Annotated in this window: 15 protein-coding genes; 7 read left to right on the top strand and 8 right to left on the bottom strand. The window is 69.4% G+C overall.

All coding sequences use genetic code 11. From position 1 onward, the window contains the following. Positions 1–266: 266 nt before the first annotated feature. From AWQ68_RS32760 to AWQ68_RS32725, 8 genes are all read right to left on the bottom strand, one after another. Positions 267–986, bottom strand: a complete 720-nt coding sequence (locus AWQ68_RS32760; RefSeq protein ID WP_169809031.1) for a YcnI family copper-binding membrane protein — start codon at positions 984–986, stop codon at positions 267–269. Between the two features lie 101 nt (positions 987–1087). Beyond that, the gene (locus tag AWQ68_RS32755) at positions 1088–1816 is read right to left on the bottom strand and encodes a hypothetical protein (RefSeq protein WP_066948119.1); all 729 of its coding nucleotides are present in this window, start codon (positions 1814–1816) and stop codon (positions 1088–1090) included. A gap of 44 nt (positions 1817–1860) precedes the next feature. Continuing rightward, positions 1861–3069, bottom strand: coding sequence for a branched-chain amino acid ABC transporter substrate-binding protein (locus AWQ68_RS32750; RefSeq protein ID WP_066948116.1), 1209 nt, complete (start codon positions 3067–3069; stop codon positions 1861–1863). Between the two features lie 139 nt (positions 3070–3208). Next, positions 3209–5083: an LVIVD repeat-containing protein gene (locus tag AWQ68_RS32745; RefSeq protein WP_066948111.1), complete on the bottom strand. Its 1875-nt coding sequence runs from the start codon at positions 5081–5083 to the stop codon at positions 3209–3211. A 35-nt stretch (positions 5084–5118) separates the two neighbouring features. Then, a complete protein-coding gene (locus AWQ68_RS32740; RefSeq protein WP_157546043.1) occupies positions 5119–5871 on the bottom strand; it encodes a hypothetical protein in 753 nt (250 codons plus the stop codon). A gap of 16 nt (positions 5872–5887) precedes the next feature. Then, positions 5888–7669: a copper resistance CopC/CopD family protein gene (locus AWQ68_RS32735; protein ID WP_066948105.1), complete on the bottom strand. Its 1782-nt coding sequence runs from the start codon at positions 7667–7669 to the stop codon at positions 5888–5890. 8 nt (positions 7670–7677) lie between these two features. Next, complete coding sequence (locus AWQ68_RS32730) at positions 7678–8853, bottom strand: branched-chain amino acid ABC transporter substrate-binding protein (protein ID WP_157546040.1); 1176 nt, start codon at positions 8851–8853, stop codon at positions 7678–7680. 84 nt (positions 8854–8937) lie between these two features. Continuing rightward, positions 8938–10266 (bottom strand): LVIVD repeat-containing protein, encoded by a 1329-nt coding sequence (locus tag AWQ68_RS32725; protein ID WP_066948100.1) that lies wholly within the window; start codon positions 10264–10266, stop codon positions 8938–8940. 393 nt (positions 10267–10659) lie between these two features. On the opposite strand from AWQ68_RS32725, the gene AWQ68_RS42985 reads away from it, so the two are divergent. The 7 genes from AWQ68_RS42985 (at position 10660) to AWQ68_RS32695 (ending at position 18694) form a co-directional block, all read left to right on the top strand. Then, positions 10660–10887, top strand: coding sequence for a hypothetical protein (locus AWQ68_RS42985; protein WP_157546037.1), 228 nt, complete (start codon positions 10660–10662; stop codon positions 10885–10887). Further along, complete coding sequence (locus AWQ68_RS32720; protein ID WP_281217808.1) at positions 10884–11324, top strand: zinc-binding dehydrogenase; 441 nt, start codon at positions 10884–10886, stop codon at positions 11322–11324. Before AWQ68_RS42985 ends, AWQ68_RS32720 begins: the two co-directional genes overlap by 4 nt. Positions 11325–11499: 175 nt before the next feature. Further along, on the top strand, positions 11500–12153 hold the full coding sequence (locus tag AWQ68_RS32715) for an ABC transporter ATP-binding protein (RefSeq protein WP_157546034.1): 654 nt from the start codon (positions 11500–11502) through the stop codon (positions 12151–12153). Then, positions 12150–12938: an ABC transporter permease gene (locus AWQ68_RS32710; protein WP_157546031.1), complete on the top strand. Its 789-nt coding sequence runs from the start codon at positions 12150–12152 to the stop codon at positions 12936–12938. Before AWQ68_RS32715 ends, AWQ68_RS32710 begins: the two co-directional genes overlap by 4 nt. 18 nt (positions 12939–12956) lie before the next feature. Further along, a complete protein-coding gene (locus AWQ68_RS32705) occupies positions 12957–14975 on the top strand; it encodes a polyprenyl synthetase family protein (protein ID WP_066948095.1) in 2019 nt (672 codons plus the stop codon). Between the two features lie 194 nt (positions 14976–15169). Beyond that, the gene (locus tag AWQ68_RS32700) at positions 15170–17698 is read left to right on the top strand and encodes a DUF262 domain-containing protein (protein WP_066948093.1); all 2529 of its coding nucleotides are present in this window, start codon (positions 15170–15172) and stop codon (positions 17696–17698) included. Positions 17699–17938: 240 nt separating this feature from the next. Continuing rightward, positions 17939–18694, top strand: coding sequence for a TetR/AcrR family transcriptional regulator (locus tag AWQ68_RS32695; RefSeq protein ID WP_084464651.1), 756 nt, complete (start codon positions 17939–17941; stop codon positions 18692–18694). Positions 18695–18879: the final 185 nt, after the last annotated feature.

Here is an 18879-nt window from a genome sequence, read left to right as displayed (position 1 = left end):
ACTGTCGGCACGTGAGCCGCCGCCTGGGAAGACCGACTCGCTCGCAGCTGACTGCCGGGTCGTGCGCGTCACGTCAGGCCGGCCGAGCGCTGTCCAGGTCGCGAACGAGGTACGTCCGACCGGAATGAGGTGCCGGGCGGCCGCGGCGCGGGTCGCACTGTGCGAGCCGCGCCGGCAGCGCGTCACGGTCCCTCGATACGGGCGGTGCCCCTTTCTTGTTCTTCCTGATCAGGCGGCGGTAGAGACGGTCCGCGTGACCGTGGCGGCTATCGCGTCCGGCGGGTCCGCACGACCATCGTCGCAGCGCACGCGAGGGAGATCACCAGCGCGGCCGCGGACAGCCCGACCGCCCACGCACTCCCCACACCCGATCCGGTCGCGGGCGTGCTGTCCGCGGTCAGAGACACCCGGTCGGTTCCGGTCGACGGGGACGACGCCGCGTCGCCCTTGGGCACGAGCCGGAGTACCGGCGCGGGCCGCTCCGGCTCGTCGCCGTCGGAGGACGGATCCTGGATCCAGCGCACGATCTCGCCGTCGCTGTAGTGCTGGAGCGTCTTGAACACCATCCGGTCGGTATTGGGCAGCGGTCCGGCACTCACGGAGAACTCCTCGTACTCACCCGGCTGGACGCCTGACTTCGCATCCGTCGCAGTCCAGGTGATCTGGCCGGCGACCTCGCTGATCTGCGCGCCGTGCGCCTCGATCGGCGCGGCCAGCTTGGTCTTGGTGATCTCGTACGACCAACCCGGGTGTGGCTTCACCGAGACCGAGGCGAGCGGGGTGTCGGTCGGCAGCTGAACCTCGATCTTGGTCGTGCTCGCGTTGTCGCGCTCGTTGGGGACGCGGAACGTCAAGGCGGCGTAGCCACCCTGGGTGGCCGAGTCCGCGGTCACTTTCACGTGTGCGAACGCCACCGCCGGCATGATGCCGATCAGGCAGGCCGCCATCCCCACGGTTACGAGGCCACGTATCGCGCGGCGCAGCATATGCATTCTCCTTCGTGCTGGCGATCAGGAATCGCGACTGTGCTGTTTGGTCGAATAAAGCTCGCGTGCGGCGGGCTGCGGTCCGGCCCGCCGGTCTCGGTTCAGCCCAGTCTTCGCAGCACCTTCTCCACGGCGCCCCTGGCCTTGTCCGCGGAGTCGGCGCGGTCTCCGACGATCTTCGTCTGGGTGAGGTCGAGATAGAGGATGAGATTCGCCCGATGGAGCACCACGATGGCGATGTCCTCGTAGTAGACGTCGTCCATGCCCGGGGGGAATGTGTGGGCGAGTTGCTGCACGTACCCCTTCCACCCGAACACCTCGAGCGGGCGGCTTGTCACGCTGTAGGTGCCGAGGATGACCGGCGGCCCCCCGTTCACCGCATACGACCCGGGGCACTTGGCCAGCCCGGAGCCGACCTCGTCCATCGCGCCATCGGCGATGGCGCCCGAGCCGAAGACAAGGGCGTTCTGGGTCACGTACGGGACGCGCGAGTCGGTCGATCGAGCGGGCTCCACGGCGAACTGCCCCACGGGCTCGCCGCCGACCGGCTGCACCACGTTGGACGGCGCATTGGCCGCGTCCGAACGCTGGACGTACGGGCAGGTCTGTATGGCGCTCGGCGGCACGTAGTTGGTATGCGAGTGGAAGTTCCGGTCATACCAGTAGTCGCGCGCGCCTTCGCCGGCGTCCTTGGCGGTGTAGTACGCGGCCTTGACTTCGTCGGCCGTGTAGTGCGGCTTGGTCGCTGTGGCGTCCGCGGTGCCGGAACAGCCGGTGAGGGCGGCGCAGACGGCGGCCAGCGCGAGGGCGACACGGGGGCGCAAGGTCACGGATGGCTCACTTCGTCGGGGGAGGCTGCGATCGACCACGGCCGTCAGATGTCGTTGTCCGGACGCAGCATGTTGGCGAGGGTGAAGGCACCGCTTTTGACGGTCAGCACGAGATGGTTGTCGTATTTGACCGTGTGGTCGGGAGCGAACCTGAGCGCACCCATGAACGTGGTGAAGGTGTCTTCGAGCTTGGTCAACTGCTCGCTGTTCAGTGCGCGGTCCACCTTTCCCGTCTGCGTCACGGCCTGCCCCAGGGCGCGCAGCGCGTCATAGGCCTGCAGCGCGTCCCGCCCCGGTGCGCGGCCGAAGGCCTTGGTGAAACGCTTGGTCCACGCCTCGGCGGCGGGGAGGTTCTGCGGGCTGGCCGTGGCGATCACGTATGCGCCCTCGGCGCCGTCAGTGCCGGCGGCTGACAGGAAATCGGGGCTCTCCGACTGCGCGGAGGCGATGTACATGCCCTTGTACCCGGCCTTCCGTAGCGCTGCGGCGAGCCGGCCGGATTCCTGGGCGGAGCCGGCCCAGTACACGACGTCGGGGTCGGCGGCCAGCGCGGTGGCCGCGGCTGCGGCGATGTCCTGCCGCCCGGCCGTCAGGGTCTGCTTGCTGACCACCTTGGGGACGGGCGAGGCCACCGAGATCACCTGTTTGACCAGGTATGCGGACTGCGGGGTGTCATCAGCGATCACCGCGAGCCGCTGGGCGGTGTTGTAGGCCATCCAGTGCACTGTCGCCAGCGCTTCCTGGTACGGCGTGCCGTTGGTGAGATAAGCCGTAGGAGTGTCCTCCGCGCTGACCGACGTGGGCGAGTTGGCGGAGGTGATGAGGAACGGCACTCCGTTGCCGCCGAGGACCCGCGCGGCGGCCTCGGCGGCGTCGTCGCAGACGCCTCCGATCGCGCCGGCGACGCTCTCGGTGAGGTGGAGCCGCTTCGCGGCCTCCTTGCCGCTGTCGTCGAGGCACTCGTCGTCGACGGTGACCAGGGAGACGTGCAGCCCGATGACCCCGCCCCGGACGTTGAGGTCGTTCGCGGCCATCTGCGCCCCATCCACCAGGTCCTGCCCGCGCGCGCTTTCCGGTCCGGACAGCGGGGCGATCACACCGAAGGCGATGTCCCCCCTGGGGGCGGCCGGCGTGGCGCCGCCTGAGCTGCACCCGCCTGCGGCCGGGAGCGTGAGGACGGTGAGGGCCAACGGTACGAGCCAGCGGATGTGGCGGGTCCGGCCACGGCGGTCGAGGTTCGTCGGAAGCTGCATGGGGTGCTTCTCTCGGCTCCGGTACGTGTTGAAGGGGGGCGGGGCCCGGGGAACGGGAAGGGAACCCCGGGTGCCCGCTCGCGGGCTCGCGCCGTGGTGACGCGAGCCCGCGAGCGGGGCGGAGGTATCTGCCGGAGGCCTACTTCTCGCAGGAGTTCCAGCAGACCTTCTTCTCCTGCTTGCCGGGGATGTCGCCGGTGAACTTCAGGATGTCGACGCCACGGCCGTAGTCGGGGACGTAGACGTACCCGTTGTGCCAGTAGGCCGAGGAGGCGTTGCTCCCGATGATCGCCGGGCCGTCGGGGCCGGCGGCTCGGTCCGGCACCCGGAACCAGCCGACCTGCTGCGGGTTCCTCGGGTCGGAGATGTCCAGGAACCGGACGCCCTGCTCGTAGTAGCCGCCGACGACGATGTTGCCGTTCACCGTGAACCAGTGCGCGGAGCAGTCGCCGGCCTTACCCGTCGGGTCGACGTAGTGGCCGGGCTTGCCCCCGGGGCTGTACGTGGCGAGCCGTGTCATCTTGACCGGGTTCTCCGGAGTGGAGGTGATCCCGTCGGCGTCGTGTGTCCCCTCGAGCGACGCCAGGATGAACACGCCGGCCTTCGCACAGTTCTGGTTGTTGTTCTCGTTGGTGATGAGGAGCACGTCACCCTTGGGGCGATCTCCCAGGGTGTTCGGGAAGCGGTAGGCGTTGTGCAGGAAGGAGCCCTCCGAGCCGCCGACGCTCCCGCCCGCGTACGGGATCGGGTCATAGGCCGTCGCGTAGCGCTCGGTCTGCGTGGCCGGGTCGAAGTGCTTCCCGTCCGTCCAGTAGCCGCGTACGCCGCCGCTGCCCGAGACCCAGACGACGCCGTCGAAGTCGACGTCGACGCTGTGCGTGGAGCCGCTCGTCGCACCGGTGCGCCGGACGTCGGAGACGACGGCCTGGCTGTAGGTGAACGGGTGGTTGACGTCACGTACGTCGGTCACGTAGACGGGGGAGCTCACGCCGCGCACGCCCGACCCCACCGACCAGATGAAACGGCAGTCGTTGATGCAGGTCGCGGTGTGGCCGAGCGGGACCGGGTGGAAGCCCAGCAGCACCGGGTGCCACGGGTCCTTGATGTCGATGACGAACAGGCCCTTCTGACCCGAGTCGCGGGTCATGAAGACGAGCTTGCGCCTGCTGTCGACCGTGAGGTTCTCGCCCTCCCAGAACTGGGTCATGGTCTCGCCCGGCTGCTTCAGCTGGTTGACGGTGACCTCAGAGATGTACGTCGGGTGCTCGGGGTCCTTCAGCGACCAGATGGCCAGGCCGCCGGTGCCGTTGGCGACCATGACGTCGTAGCCGAGCTTCTCGTAGTGCACGAAGTTCAGCGACGAGAACGCGGGGCACTTCGACGGCTTGAAGGCGGGGCAGCTCGAGTTGCCGGACAGCACCCCGCGCACGTGGCCGACGACCTCGACGTTGTCGCTGTGCGTCGCGTTGTCGGGGAACACCCCGGTGTCCGGGAGGGTCTGCGTCCCCTCGGTGCGGGTGCCGTCGGTGACGCCGGCCAGCGACGCGGCCTCACGCTCGGCGTTGTTGGCCGCTTCCGCCGCGGCCGCTTCCGCCGCCGCCGACGCGGCGGCCTTCTCGTTGTACTCCAGCTGCGCCTGCGCCGCCTTGGCGGATGCTTCCGCGGCCTTGGCGGCGGCAGACTCCGCCTTGTTCTTGTCGGAGACCTTGCCCGACTCCTCAGCCTTGGCGGCGGCGTCGGCGGCCTTCTGCGCCTCCTCCTCAGCCTTGGCCTTGGCCTCGTCCAGACGAGCGGCTGCCCTGGCGGCGTCCTTCGCGGCCGCGTCCGCCCGGTTCTGCAGGCTGGTCGCCTCGGCCCTGGCGTGCCCGACCGTGCCGGGGTTGACCGGACCGGACGGATCCGCGTACGCCGGGCCGAGGCTCGCCGTCTGCAGCACGACCGCCGTGACGAGCGCGGCCGTGCCGGCCAGGAGGGCTCTGCCCTTCAGAGCTCCTCCAACAGGTAAGAATCTCACCGTTCCTCAAACCTCCAATAGATGTGGACGCGGCGCTAGCCGAGGCGGGCCAGCGTCGTCTTCATCAACGCCTTGACCTTCTCGTCGGAGTCGGCCCGCTGGCCGACCGCCTTGATCTGCGCATAGCCGACGTAGATGATGGCGTTGGCCTTGTGCACCACGACGGTGACCAGGTCGTCGTAGGTGTCCGGGTTCACCTCCGGGGGCGAGGTGTGCACGAGATGCTGGGCGAACCCCTTCCAGCCGTCCATCTCGATCTGCCGGCTGCCGACCTTGTAATCGCCCACGACGGACGGCGGTCCGCCGAGCACGCCGAACGTCTCCGGACACTTGGCCGACTCGGCCACGACGGTGTCCATCGTGTTGTCGGCGAGCGAGGAGCTCTTGAAGACCGCCGCGCCCTGTGTGACGACCGGAAGCGACGACGTACCCGCGAGTTGCGGGCCGACGATGAACCGCCCGGTCGGCATCCCACCCACCGGCTCGACCGCCGGCCGCACATCGACCTCGACATCCTCGGAGCGCTGGACGTACGGACAGGTCGGGATGCTGTTCGGGGGCGTGTAGACGACGTGGGAGGCGTGGCCGTTGTCCTTGAACTCGGTCGCGCCTTCGCCCAGGTCTCCGGGGCTGACGAGGCCGTACCGGATGGAGTCCAGGGTGTAGGGCGGCTTGGTCAACGGCTGCGGAGCACCGCTGGAGCAGCCCGTCAGGACGCCGAGGGCGAGCATGCCGGCGGCGGCCCCGCTCACCCGGCGCCGGGATGCCTTCCGGTCAACGCCTCGCATGTGTGCCACCAGCCTTTCAGCGTGCTGTGAACGGGACACGCACGGGTGTCTCATCGAAGTCGGAGACTCGGATGTCCAGTCGCAGCACCCACGCCCCCGGGTAGGGGATGGACATCGAGTTCGCCACGTAGTGGCCTGGTTCGGCTGCGGAGATCTTGACGGGGAACGCCGGGACACTGCGGTCGCGCGACTCGAGCTCGCCGGAGACCTCGGGCACCGCGACCAGCGAGCCATCCCGCCCGGTGATGTAGATGTCGGCCACGTTGCTTCCCGGCCTCGCCGGCTCGATCTTCACCTCGACGGAGCCGCCCCGCGGCCCGGTGGCCGGGTCGGCCCCGTCCGCGGCGGCGGGAACAGGGACCTTGGTGTGCGCCGGCGGCGCGTAGCTGGTGCGGGCCGGGGCGGTGTCGACCAGGACGGCCGTGATCGACACGACGGCGACCCCGAGCACGACCTCAGTCACGACCGAGCGGCGCAGCCGGCGCACCGCGGCGGAAGGCGCGGTGTCGAGGCCGAGAGGTTCGCGGCTGTGCCGCCGCACGAAGCGCCGCGCTCCGGCGGCAAGACCCACCACGGCGAGGACGGCGGCGAGCTTGCCGAGAAGCAGCCGCCCGAAGTCGGTCCCGCCGAGCGCACCCCACGTCCCCACCTGCCGCCAGGACAGGTATACGCCGGTCACCGCGATCACGGCGAAGCAGATCTGCGCGAGCTGGGAGAACCTCGGGAGCGCGGGCTCCAGGGAGATGGCGCGGGTGGGCTCCCGTCTCCCCGCCGGGATGAGCACGCCGGCCGCGAGCGGGATCAGGCCGCCCAGCCACAGGGCCATGGCGAGCAGGTGCAGGCTCGTCGCCGGCACGGCCAGCCAGGTCTGCACGCCGGTCTGTGCGTGATCCGCCAGCGTCCAGGTCAACGTCAGGGCGACGGCGCCGGCCGCGGCGACCGCGGGCAGGACGATCCGGCGGGTAAGGCCGGCCGCCCCGGCGCCGGCAGGGGGCGGGGCGGGGCGCACGGCGACCCCGAAGGCCACACCGAGGGCGAGCACGATCACCAGCCGCACCAGCAGCGCCTGGCCCAACCGCGTGGACAGCGTCGTGCTGAGCAGTTCAGGGTCGAACACCCCTGTCAGCGACGTGCCGGCGGCGTACGGCCCCTGTACGAGCAGGACCACCACGGTGCCGGCCGTCAGCGCGGCGAAGCCGGACCACACGATGCGCCGGGCGCGGCGGTCATCGCGGCCCGCGGGCCAGAGCACGGCCACGAACAGCGCACCACCGAGGGCGAGGGCCACACCGAGAAAGGCAAGGCCGCGGCCGACCGCGTCGACGACGGGGACGGCGGGATCGGCATCCTGCTCCACCGGTGCGGCCAGCGCGCTCGGGTGGCCGATGCTGAAGCTGAACGCACCCGACACCACGTGCGAGTCAGCGGACGTGACTCGCCAGGCCAGGACGTAGGTTCCCTCGGCCAGATCCGTGGGCAGGCTCACCCTCGCCGTGTTGGCCTTCCCGTCCACGTGCCCCGGGGTACCGATCGCCAGCTTCTTCGCGGTCACGTCGAGCAACTGGATCGACCGCTGGTTGAAGCTCACCGCCTCGTTGAAGCGGAGCCGGGCCTCGGCCGGGGGCGAGGCCAGCACCTCGCCATCGACAGGCGAGGTCTCCAGCAGGTAGGCATGCGCGTGCGCCGGATGCGTGGCCACGACGGAGACGAGGTCCGCGACCAGGCCGCCGGCCACGAGGAACGCGACCATCGCCAGCCGCGCGATCAGCCGGACCCGACGATGTCCCGCGGGGTGCATGCCGCGCATCATCCGACCGGGTCCGTACGCAGCTTGCTGGCCAGGGTGAACGTGCCGCCCCTGACCTGGGCGATGACGTAGTTGTCATACGCCAGCGAGTGATCGGCGGCGAAGCGGAGTGCCCCGGTGAAGGTGGTGAAGTCCGCGAGCCGCGGGAGGTTGTCGACGATCTTGGAGGGAGCCGTGTCCCCCGCCTGGCGCACCGCCTGCGCCAGCGCGCGGAGCGCGTCGTAGGCCTGCATCGCGTCACGGCCCGGGTCCCGCCGGTAGCGGTCCTTGAAGCGCGCGGCCCAGTCCGCCGCTGCCGGGAGAAGTCGCGGGCCCGCGGACGTGGTGAGGAACGCGTCCTCGGCCGCTCCTCCCGCCGCCTGCAGGAACTCGGGGCTGTCCGACTCCGAGGAGGCCATGAAATAGCCGGTGTAGCCGACGTGACGTAGTGCGCCCACGAGCCGTCCACCCGGTTCCGCCGCCCCCGTCCAGTAGACGAAGTCCGCCTTGAAACCGGTGACGGTGCGGGCGAGCTCCGCGAGGTCAGGACCCTTCGCTTCGGCGCTTCGCCTGCTCACCTTCAGGCCGTCGGCCTTGACCCGGTCGGTCACCAGGCCGGACAGCCGCTGCGAGGCCGGCGAGCCGTCACCGAGCACCGCCACCCGCTGCGGGCTCCGGTAGCCCATCCAGTGCACCGCGGCCAGCGCCTCCTGGTAGACCGTGCCCTCCATCGGGAACACCGACGGCAGCCCGGCCCCGACCAGCCGGTCGGCGCGGGCGGAGGAGACCAGGAACGGCGTGCCATCCGCGGCCACGGTTTTCGCCGCCGTCACCGCCGCGTCCTCGCACAGCCCGCCGACCACCCCGACGACGCTCTTGGCGGCCAGCCCCGTCGCCGCCTGCTCGCCGGTCGCCGACGCGCAGCCGCCGTCCTCGACGGCCAGCGTCACCTGCCGCCCCAGAACCCCGCCCTGTTCGTTGATCTCAGCGGCAGCCAGCTGCGCCCCGTCGACGAGGTCCTGCCCACGCTCGGCCATGTCGCCCGAGAGTGGGGCCAGTACCCCGAATGTCATCTCGCCCTGCGGCCTCGGGGCGCCGCCGCCCTCATCCGAGGCAGAGCACGCATCGAGCAGACCGCTCACCACCAGGGCGGCCGCGCCCAGCGCGACCGCGCGCACGGCACCTCTGCGTCGCACCCTCTACCTCCACGCCCGTCACCATCGAAAGCCGGTTCGAGCGCAGCGGTCGCCACGCTCGAGCCGGTGCTTTCGCTCAAACGGTTACTTGTCGCACGAGTTCCAACAGATCTTCTTGTCCGGCTCTCCGGCCAGCTTCCCGTCGAACCGCAGGACGTCGACGCCCCGGTTGTAGTCCGCGACGTAGACCAGCCCGTCGTGCCAGTAGGCGGCCGACGCCGAGCCGCCGGTCACGCCCTGCCCCGACGGCACGCGGAAGTAGCCGACCTGGGTCGGGTTCCTCGGGTCCGACACGTCGATGAAGCGGGTGCCCTGCCCGTACCACGCCTGCGCCAGGATGTTGCCGTTCACCGTGAACCAGTGCGCGGAGCAGCTACCGCTGGTGGCCGACCCCTCCTTGCCCCACGGCGACCAGTGGCTGATCAGTTCCAGCCGGAACGGCTTCTCCGGCGTGGAACGCCAGCCCTCACCGTCGTAGCTGCCCTTCAGCGAGGCGATCTTGAACTCGCCCGCCTGTGAGCAGGTCGTGATGTTCTCGTTGGTGATGTAGAGCAGCTCGCCCTTGTCGAAGGAGCCGAGCTTCTCGGTGTTGTGGTAGGCATTGTGGTCGAAGTAGTCGAAGAAGTCGGTGCCCGCCGGGTTGGTGGCAACGACGGTCCCGCCCGCGTACGGCACCGGGTCGTACGCCGTCGCGACGCGGTTGCGCTTCTGCACCGGGTCGTAGTGGTTGCCCTCGGTCCAGTAGCCGCGTACGCCGCCCTCACCGGAGGCCCAGGCGATGCCGTTCTTGTCGACGTCGACGCTGTGCACGTAGTCCGTGACCCCGTCGTGCCGGCCGAGATCGACCGCCCGGTCGAAGGTGTACGGGTGCTTGATGTCGTGGATGTCGGTCACCCGCACCGGCACGCCGTTCCAGGAGGGGTCCTGGCCTGGCGTGCCCGTGTTGGCCGGACCGACCGACCACAGGTACTTGCAGTCGTTGATGCAGGTGGCCGTGTGTCCGGCCGGGACCGGGTGGAAGATGACCGTCTCCGGCTTCCACGGATTCTTGACGTCGACGATGTAGACGCCGGACTGACCGGTTTTGACGGTGCCGCCGAAGCCGCGCGGGTCCCGGGTGAGGAAGACCAGCTTGCGCTTCGGGTCGACGGTAATGTTCTCGCCTTCCCAGAACCTGTCCTGGGTGTCCCCCGGCAGGCGCAGCTCGGCTGCCGTGATCTTCGAGATCAGGGCCGGGTGCTCGGGGTCCTTCAGCGACCAGACGGCGAGCCCGCCGGTGCCGTTGGCGAACATGAAGTCGTAGCCGTACTTGTCGTAGTGGATGAAGTTCAGCGCCGAGTAGCCGCTGACCCCTCTGACGTTGTCGATGAACGTGACGTTGCCTGCGACAGCGGTCGTCGGGGCGTTGTGCACGTCATCGAGGATCGGACCGCCATGGGCGGAGTTGTCCGACGGGCTCGAGTCGGACGGCGTGTCGGCGAATGCTGCGCCAACTCCAGACAGCTGTAATAACACAGCCGTAGCAAGAGCGGCCGCACCCGCCATGAGGGATTTCGTTTTCACTACACCCTCCCTTAAGGGGCCCTCAGTGCAGGTTGGAACCATGCGACCGAAAAGTCGCACGTGGCCATGACTCTAGAAGCGGCATTAGTGGCCGTCATGGTGCAAATGTCGGAAATGCCACCCCCTCGGCGTCCATCATTCGTCGTGGAGCGTGCCCTGGCATGCCCTGACATGCCGTAACGGCCCTGGTCGTCGCCACTTGGCCGACCTTCCGGACCGCTGGAGCCGGACGGCGAGGAAGTCGTGGAGGTCCTGTCCGAAACCCGGTTCGCGACGGCGATCAAATCACCGGCGGTCGGCGAGGCCCGGGCCGCCGCCGAGGTCGACGCGGGCGGCGGCGTCGACTGCGGCAAGAAGGTGGTCACGGTTCACCAAGGTCGGCACCGGCAAGCTGAAGCTCCTCATCCGGGACGACGTGAACCAGTTGCTCGAGCAGGTCGAAGTCGAAAACAAGCGTTCAGCGACGCGTGACAGCCCGACCGGCCCCTGTCTTACCTGGAGGAACAGTTCCTCACGCAGGTCGAGAAGGGCAGGCGACCTCCCAGGCCGCCTCGATCATCCGGAAGATCTCGTCCACCGCGGCCTGGGTCGAGCGGGTGCGGCAGCTCGGCCATGTCGACGCAGCTCTCGATCTGGCCGGCTCGGGCGTGATCCGCGAGCTCGTCGAGCTGACCGGGGATCCGCAGAAGGTGATCTCCATCGCCGATCTCGGTGCGCCGGAGCTCGGTGTCCGATTCTCCGGTGTGGCCGGGAGTATGCCGGAAGCGCTCGCCGAGGCCGTCGACCTCATCTCGCGGGGAAAGCTCCACATCCCGGTCGAGAAGTCGTACACGCTCGCCGAGGCCGCGGCGGCGCATATCGACAGCCAAGCCGGTCACACGCGCGGGCGCAGGGTCGTGCTCGTCTGAGCTTGGGGAGGGGCGCGCCTCCAATACTTTGAGCAACTGTGCGATTACATTGCGCTATCGTGGCGAACGGGCGCACCTCTTGAGCCTTCCTTTGCGTCCCCTCTCCCCATGTGCGTGTCAGGAGATCAGACCAGGTCGGCGAAACGGGTCGGGAACGAGGTCAGGGAAGTGGCACATGCCGTCAGATGAGCCCGTACTGCGGGTGCGGAACGTGCGGAAGGGCTACCGACAGGTCCCGGTCCTGCGCGGGGTGGATCTCGCTCTGCCGCCGGGCCGGGTGGCGGGGATCGTCGGGGAGAACGGCGCGGGCAAGACCACACTGCTGCGCGTCCTCGCGGGCGACCTGCGGCCGGACGGCGGGTCGGTGCACTGCGGCGGGCGCATCGGCCACTGCCCGCAGGAGACGGTGCTGCACGACGCGTTCACGGTCGAGCAGCACCTGCGGTTCTTCCAGGTCGCCTACGGGCTGGAAAGCCTGCGCAGGGCCGAGGAGCTGATGGAGGTGCTGCGGTTCCCCGCCCGCCGCCGAGCCCGCCCCGGCACGCTGAGCGGCGGCACCCGCCAGAAGCTGAACCTCGTCCTGGCCCTGATGCACGACCCGGATGTGCTCCTGCTCGACGAGCCCTACCAGGGCTTCGACTGGGAGACCTACGTGCGGTTCTGGGACCTGGCCGAGGAGCTGCGCGCGCGTGGCCGCTCCGTGCTGGTGGTCTCGCACCTCGCCTACGACGCGGGCCGCCTCGACACACTCCACCGGCTGGAGGACGGCGTGCTGCGGGAGCAGGAACGCGACGCCGCCGAGAGCGGGGACAGGGTGGGTGCGCCGTGAAACGCCAATGGGACTGCTACGCCACCGCGTTGCGGATGACGTTCGTGGAGCACCTGCGCAACCGCCTTGCGCTGGTGATCGTCGTGCTCTTCATCCCGGTCTGGACCATCCTCATCTACGTCCTGTCCCTGGAGATCCCTCTCCCGTTCCACGTCCGCGCCGCCGGCCGGTCCGTCACCGTACCGGCCAACGTCCTGAACCAGATCGGCGGGGCGCTGCAGATCCTGGCGCTGATCACCGGATTCATGATGTTCGTGACCACGATGCGCTCGGCATCCTTCGACCGCCGGCTGGTGCGGTCCGGTTTCCCGCAGCTGTGTCTGATCGCGGCCAAACTCACCGCCTTGGCGGTGGTCGCGGTCTCCGTCGCGCTCTACGCGACCGGCTTGATCTGCCTGACCCACCGGCCCGCGCAGCCCCTGCTGCTCGCCGCGGCCCTCGCGGGCGGGGCGCTGATCTACGGCGGGATCGGCATCGTGCTCGCCGCCGTGCTGACCAGCGACCTGGCCGGCATGTTCCTCGTCATCGTGATCTGCTCGGCCGACCTGGCCCTGCAGAGCCCGCTCGCCACCACCGCCGCGGGCAGTGTCCTGGTGCGCTACCTGCCCGACTTCGGACCGATGCAGTCGGCCGTCGCGGCCATCGCCCTGGACACGGTGCCCTGGCATGCCGTCGCCCCCGCCGCGTGCTGGGCACTGGGCACGGCGGCCCTCGGCGTCTCCGCCTTCGTCAGCCGCAGGGGCGCGCACCAGCCGGCAGGCGCGCCGGTGACGGCGCGCCCGTGAGTCCCGTCAGGAGGATCCATGACATCCGCAAGCGCATCCCGTGCCTTCCCCGCATTGGAGTCCGACCTGGAACGGGTACGGGAGATCCTCGGCCGGGCAGGCATACCGGGCCGGTCCGATCTGGCGGCGCTGACCAGGGAGCCGCCCGGGGGGCACCGCCGCCTGATCCGCCCCACCCTGGCGCTGCTGTCGTACTACCTGCTCGCCGCCCCGGAGCGGGCCGCCGACGTCCGCGCCGTCAAGGCCGCGGCGGCCGTCGAGCTGCTGCACACGGCGTCGCTCTACCACGATGACGTCATCGACGACGCACGGCAGCGCAGGGGCAGACCGAGCGCCAACAGCGTGTGGGGCGAGCGCCTGGCGGTCCTGGCGGGTGACCTCCTGTGCGTCAGCGGCACCCGGATCCTCGTCGAGCTGGGCCGGCGTGAGGCCCTGGCGGTCGCCGAGACCGTCCAACGGACCTGCTCGGGGATGATCGCCGAGACCGCCGACCGCTTCCTGCTCTCCCGCACCGAGGATGCCTACCTGGAGGTGACCGGAGCCAAGACGGCCGAGTTGCTGTCCGTGGCCTGCAGGCTGGGCGCGATGCAGGCGGGGCGGGGTCCCGAGGCGGAGGAGGCCCTGGCACGGTTCGGCTGGCATATCGGCATGGCGTACCAGGTGCGCGACGACATCCTCGACCTGACCGCGACGAGCGGGGAACTCGGGAAGCCGGCCAACTCCGACATCCCAGAAGGCGTTTACACGCTCCCCGTGATCAAGGCCCTGGCCCGCGAACCCGCGCTCGCCCGGCTGCTGCGCCGCGGCGTCACGGCGGCCGACGCCGAGCGCGCGCGGCGACTGGTCCTTTCCTGCGGAGCCGTGGACGAGGCGCGGACGGTCGCCGACGCCCACATGGAGACGGCTCTCCGGCAACTCGACGGCCTCGGCGATCCGCGGTCACGGGAGGGGCTGGCCGACTACGTCCGGTCGATCATGAGCTCCGCCGGGCACGCCGGGCCGGCTCTCGTCACTGCGCCCCCGCCCGCGCCCCCGCCCTCTCCCGCTCCCGCTCAGGCCGACGTCCGGGCCCGGGTGCAGGAGCGGTTGGACGCCTGGTTGCTGGACACCGGACTCGCCGCCACGCCGGAGGAGGTCCGCCACCCGCGATGGCGCGGCATGGCCTCGACCACCGCGCTGATGTGGCCGGGCGCGGACCCCGAGCAACTCGAGACGCTGGCCCGGTGGCTGCTGGTCTGCTTCGTGCTCGACGACCTCTTCGACGAGCCGGGGCTCGCCGACACCGGGGAGGTCGTCCGGCTGCGACGCCGGCTCGCGCTCCTCATCCGCGGGCTCGACGACACGCCGCCGACCGGTGGAGCGGTCGCTACGGCCCTGGCCCAGACCTGGGAGCGGATCCGCCTGACCCAGCCGCCATCGTGGCGGACGCGCGCCCTCGACCACCTCTTGGAATGGCTGGAGGCAGCCGAGCGCGAGGCATGCCACCGGCTCAGCGGGTTCGTCCCCGGCCTGCGGGACCAGGTCCCGCTGCGCCTGGGCAGTGCCGGTGTGCCCCTCTTCCTGGGCGGCTTCGAGATCGTGTACGGCAGGGAGCTCGAGCCGTCGGTACGCGACCATCCGCTCTTCCGGCGGTTGCTGGACCTCGGCACGGCCACCGTACTCGCGGACAACGACCTGCGGACCCTGGAGCACGACGAGGCCGCCGGCGCTCCCTACAACCTGGTCAGGGTGCTCCGCCACGCGACCGGCTGCACCAGACAGGAGGCGATCGACGAGGTGACCCGCCGGGTCGAGGACGGCTACGCCCAGATGGACGCCATACTCACCTCCGTGCCCGCAAGCCTGTGGCCCGCCGAGGGCGCCGACGCCGTGCCGGTAGTCGGCCTCCTTCGCCTTGTCCGAGACCGGCTGCCTGGCTGGCGCGCCTTCCACGACGTCGACCGCTACAGCCGCTCGTCCACCGGAAGCGGAACGTACCTGGCCCGGCTACGCCGGGAGCTCCTCCTCGATCCCGTCGAGACCGGCGCGGCCCGCTGACCATCGGCCGTCCACGGCCGGGAGCCTCGTTCCTTCATTTCGACGGTCGTACACGTCCTGGGCAGGGGCGTCGGTCGTGATCGTCGGCAAATTCGCCATCCCGCTGACGGGCGACAGCACAGCGGCCTACGCTTCGGCATGATCGCTAACGCACTGAGCGTCTGATCGACGAGAACGGCGAAGAAGGAGATGCCGTGAAAGCGAACGAGACCACACTTCGCCGACTCATCCAGGGCGACCAGCAGCTGCTGGTCCCGCTGTACCAGCGCCAGTACACCTGGGAGCGCCCGCAGCTCGCGCAGCTGTGGGCTGACATCAAGGTCCAGGTGGATGTGCTGGCCGAGGGCAGGCAGTCGGCGCCTAGCCACTTCCTGGGCTCGGTGGTGCTGGCGCCCGGCCCGGACCTGGCGCCGAGCCGGTCGCAGTGGATCGTGGTGGACGGTCAGCAGCGCTTGACGACCCTGATGCTGGCGCTGTGCGCCATCAGGGACTATCTGGTGGCGGAGGACCCGATTCACCGCGAGCGGATCAACGAGCTCCACCTGATCAACAGATGGCAGCACGGAGAGATGCGTTACCGGTTGCTGCCGACGCAGAGCGACCGGGCGGCGTTCATCGCGTGCGTGGACGGGGCACCGGAGGGAGGGGCCGCCGACAGCCTCGTCGGCAACGCGTACCAGTTCTTCAAGAGCATGCTGGTGGAGTTCGACGATCCGGCCGATCCGCACGATATCGAGCGGGTGGAGTCGGTGCTGCTGGACCGGCTCAACCTGGTGCAGATTCTGGTGGAGAAGGACGACAACGCGTTCCGCATCTTCGAGTCGATCAACAACACGGGCACCCGGCTCAGCCAGGTCGACCTGATCCGCAACTACGTGTTCATGTGTCTGCCGAGGCGGGGCCAGGACGTCTATGACGACTACTGGCTGCCGATGCAGAAGCGGCTGTCGCCCAAGGCGATGGAACAGCTGATGTACCTGGTTCTGGTTCTCAGGGAGGGGGACGAGGCGCAGTACAACGCCGTCTACCGGGGGCATCAGCAGATTCTGCTGGAGCTGGCGGGCGACGAGGCGAGGGTGGAGGAGTACGTCGAGGAGCTCCACCGCCGTGCCCGGCACCTGGAGCAGATCCTCAAACCTGCGGAGGACTCCTCGACAGGGCGACGGCTGCGGTTCCTCAATGATTGGCAGGCCACCACCGCCTATCCGCTGGTGATGCGCCTGCTGGAGCTCCGCGAGGACCACGTGATCGACGACGACGAAGTCGCCGAAACCCTTCTGTATGTGGAGAGCTTCCTTGTTCGCCGCTTGATCGCGGGGGTGACCACCGGCAACCTGAACAGGATCTTTCAGCGGCTCGCCGTGCAGCTGTCGTCCGATGAGGAGTCGATACCGCAGGCCGTTCGCACGGCCCTGTCACCCGCGAGACTGTACTGGCCATCCGATGATCAGCTTCGTGAGGAGATCCGGAGCCGGGCGTTCTACTGGCAGGGGCGCGCGGCACAACAGAAGCTGATCCTGCGCCGCCTCGAGGCATCGCTCGGCGGGAAGGAACGAGTGGTCCTGTCGGACAAGGGAATCAGCATCGAGCATGTTCTGCCGCAGACTCTGACCGCCGACTGGCTCCGTGAGCTGTCCGCCGACAGCGACGACCCCGGCCTGCTGCACCGGCAGCTCGTGCACACCCTCGGCAACCTCACGCTCACCGGGTACAACTCAGAGCTCAGCAACGGATCCTTCAGCACGAAGCGCGAGCTGCTGGCGAAGAGCGGACTGGTGATGAACCAGGAGATCGCCGCCGCCGAATCCTGGGGCAAGGCGCAGATTCTCGCCCGGGCCGACCTGCTGGCTGATCGTGCGATCGAGATCTGGCCCGGGCCCGTGGAGACCGACCGCGGCACCGCCGCCTCCCGCGACTGGACGCTGTTGCACAACGCCCTGGCAGCCCTCCCGCCCGCCACCTGGACCTCCTACTCGGATGTAGCCGAGCTGATCGGCTCGCACGCGGTTCCTGTCGGGGTGCATCTGGCCACCGTCCCGGTGCTCAACGCCCATCGGGTGCTGACCAAGACCGGGCAGGTGTCCGGGAGCTTCCGCTGGACGGACCCCGAGGACGACAGAGATGTGCATGAGGTCCTTCGTGCAGAGGGGATCAGGTTCGACGAGGCCGGTTACGCCGACCCCGGACAGCACATGAGTGCCCGGGAGCTCGCCGAGTTGCTCGGACTTCCCGGCGCGGCCGACATGACGGAGAACGAGCTGAGCGGGGAGACCGCATCGGACTCCGAGGTCGTCGGGGAACGTGAGCGGCGCTTCGTCGAGCAGCTCAACGAGCAGAGTGGCCCCCAGGCGGCCGGTGCGGTCCAGCGGGCGCTGGAGCATTGGCGGGCACATGGCGGAGAGGTTGAGTTCGGCACCTCGGCGGGTGCCTCGTGCGCTCCCATCATGAAGGTGGCCGGCAAGACGATCCACGCGGTCCGCTTCTACGCCGACACGGTGTCGATTCCCTTCGGGACGCTCAAGCGACGCACCCCGTTCGACGACCCGGCGTTGCGTGAGGAGCTGAGACAACGGATCAACGGCGCACCGGGCGTGGACATCCCCGTCGGAAAGCTGGAGTTGTATCCCTCGTTCAAGGCCACTCTGCTCGCGAACGACGCCGTCTTCGACGTCGTTGTCGGCGTACTCGACTGGTTCGCCGCTCAGGTGAACGCCGCCACCTGAGCGAAGGTGAGCCGACGCCCTGGCTGCTTCGCCGGCCTTTCTCAGTTCGACTGACAGCGGGGAGGCTTGGCGGGCAGCGGCGGACATCGCTGTCGTGCTCGGACCGGATACGCGGGGTTCGCCGGGCCTCTATCGGTCCGAGTCCCGCGTCCTGGCAGAGGGTCCGCCGCGTGCCATAGACTGAATGCCATTCAGATCTCCCGGTTCACGCGGATCGGTTGGGCCTGGTTGGGGGCACACATGGCGAAGTCCGGTACGAAGGCGAGAAAGCAGGAGGCATTGCCCCAAGTGGGGGAAGACGCCGAGACGCTCATCGATCTCGACGACCCGAGGCTGCAGACCGAGGCCGCACGCGGCCTGGCGGAAGCGGCCCGAGAGCTTTTCGCGAAGAAAGGGTTCTCCGCGACCAGCGTGAGCGATATCACCGAGCGTGCGGGCATGAGCGTGGGGTCGCTCTATTACCACTACGGCAGTAAGACCAACGTTTACGTCGCCATTTGGCTGCGGTACCAACGCAGCCAGGAGGCGCGGGCCAGGGAAACGGTCACCGCCGTACGGGCCGCCGGGGTCACCAACGGACTCCGGTTGTTCCTCGCCGGGACCCGGGCCTACCTGCTCGGGGCGTGGGAACACCGTGACGTGGTGCGACTCGTCGCGGACGGGGACACGCCGCCGGGGTTCGGGCTACGCATGCGTCGCATCAACCAGGACTGGTTCCGGCAGAATTCCGCACTGCTTCGCGACAGCGCGAATGCCCCGGGACACGACGATCCACTGGCCGTCCGCGCGATCGTCGCGATCGTCACCGACGCCATGGGCGGGATATGCCGGGAGGTGGCCGCCTGCGCCACCCGTGAGGAGGCCGAGGAATTGGTGGCCCGGGCCATCGACGTCTTCGCTCGGCTGGCGAATTCGCCGATGGAGAATCAATTCCGGCCCCAGATTCAGCAGCCTTCGGCGTACGGCTTTTCGGTCCGCGACGACGCCGGCTGGTGAGGGCTGCCGGACCGGTACGGCCATTTGGTTCGCCGGAATGGCCGGTACCCCCACGCCAGGACTAACCGGATAAATTGGGATATAGGCCACGAGGCCGGGAATCGGATTCGAGAACGCCCTTCAGAGCGAAGCCGGGCCGATGCTCCGCAGGCTCCTCACCGGCCCGGAGTGCCCGGCTCAGCCGG

The sequence above is a fragment of the Microtetraspora fusca genome (assembly GCF_001570365.1).
Classification (GTDB): Bacteria; Actinomycetota; Actinomycetes; order Streptosporangiales; family Streptosporangiaceae; genus Microtetraspora; species Microtetraspora fusca.
The sequence above is the reverse complement of the archived record's forward strand: the minus strand, read 5'-3'. Positions and strand labels throughout refer to the sequence as shown.

Excerpts from the sequence above, each read along its gene's own strand:
- AWQ68_RS32705 (WP_066948095.1), top strand. The coding sequence starts at position 12,957 with ATGACATCCGCAAGCGCATCCCGTGCCTTCCCCGCATTGGAGTCCGAC.
- AWQ68_RS32760 (WP_169809031.1), bottom strand. The coding sequence starts at position 986 with ATGCTGCGCCGCGCGATACGTGGCCTCGTAACCGTGGGGATGGCGGCC.
- AWQ68_RS32735 (WP_066948105.1), bottom strand. The coding sequence starts at position 7,669 with ATGCACCCCGCGGGACATCGTCGGGTCCGGCTGATCGCGCGGCTGGCG.
- AWQ68_RS32695 (WP_084464651.1), top strand. The coding sequence starts at position 17,939 with ATGGCGAAGTCCGGTACGAAGGCGAGAAAGCAGGAGGCATTGCCCCAA.
- AWQ68_RS32750 (WP_066948116.1), bottom strand. The coding sequence starts at position 3,069 with ATGCAGCTTCCGACGAACCTCGACCGCCGTGGCCGGACCCGCCACATC.
- AWQ68_RS32740 (WP_157546043.1), bottom strand. The coding sequence starts at position 5,871 with ATGCGAGGCGTTGACCGGAAGGCATCCCGGCGCCGGGTGAGCGGGGCC.
- AWQ68_RS32715 (WP_157546034.1), top strand. The coding sequence starts at position 11,500 with ATGCCGTCAGATGAGCCCGTACTGCGGGTGCGGAACGTGCGGAAGGGC.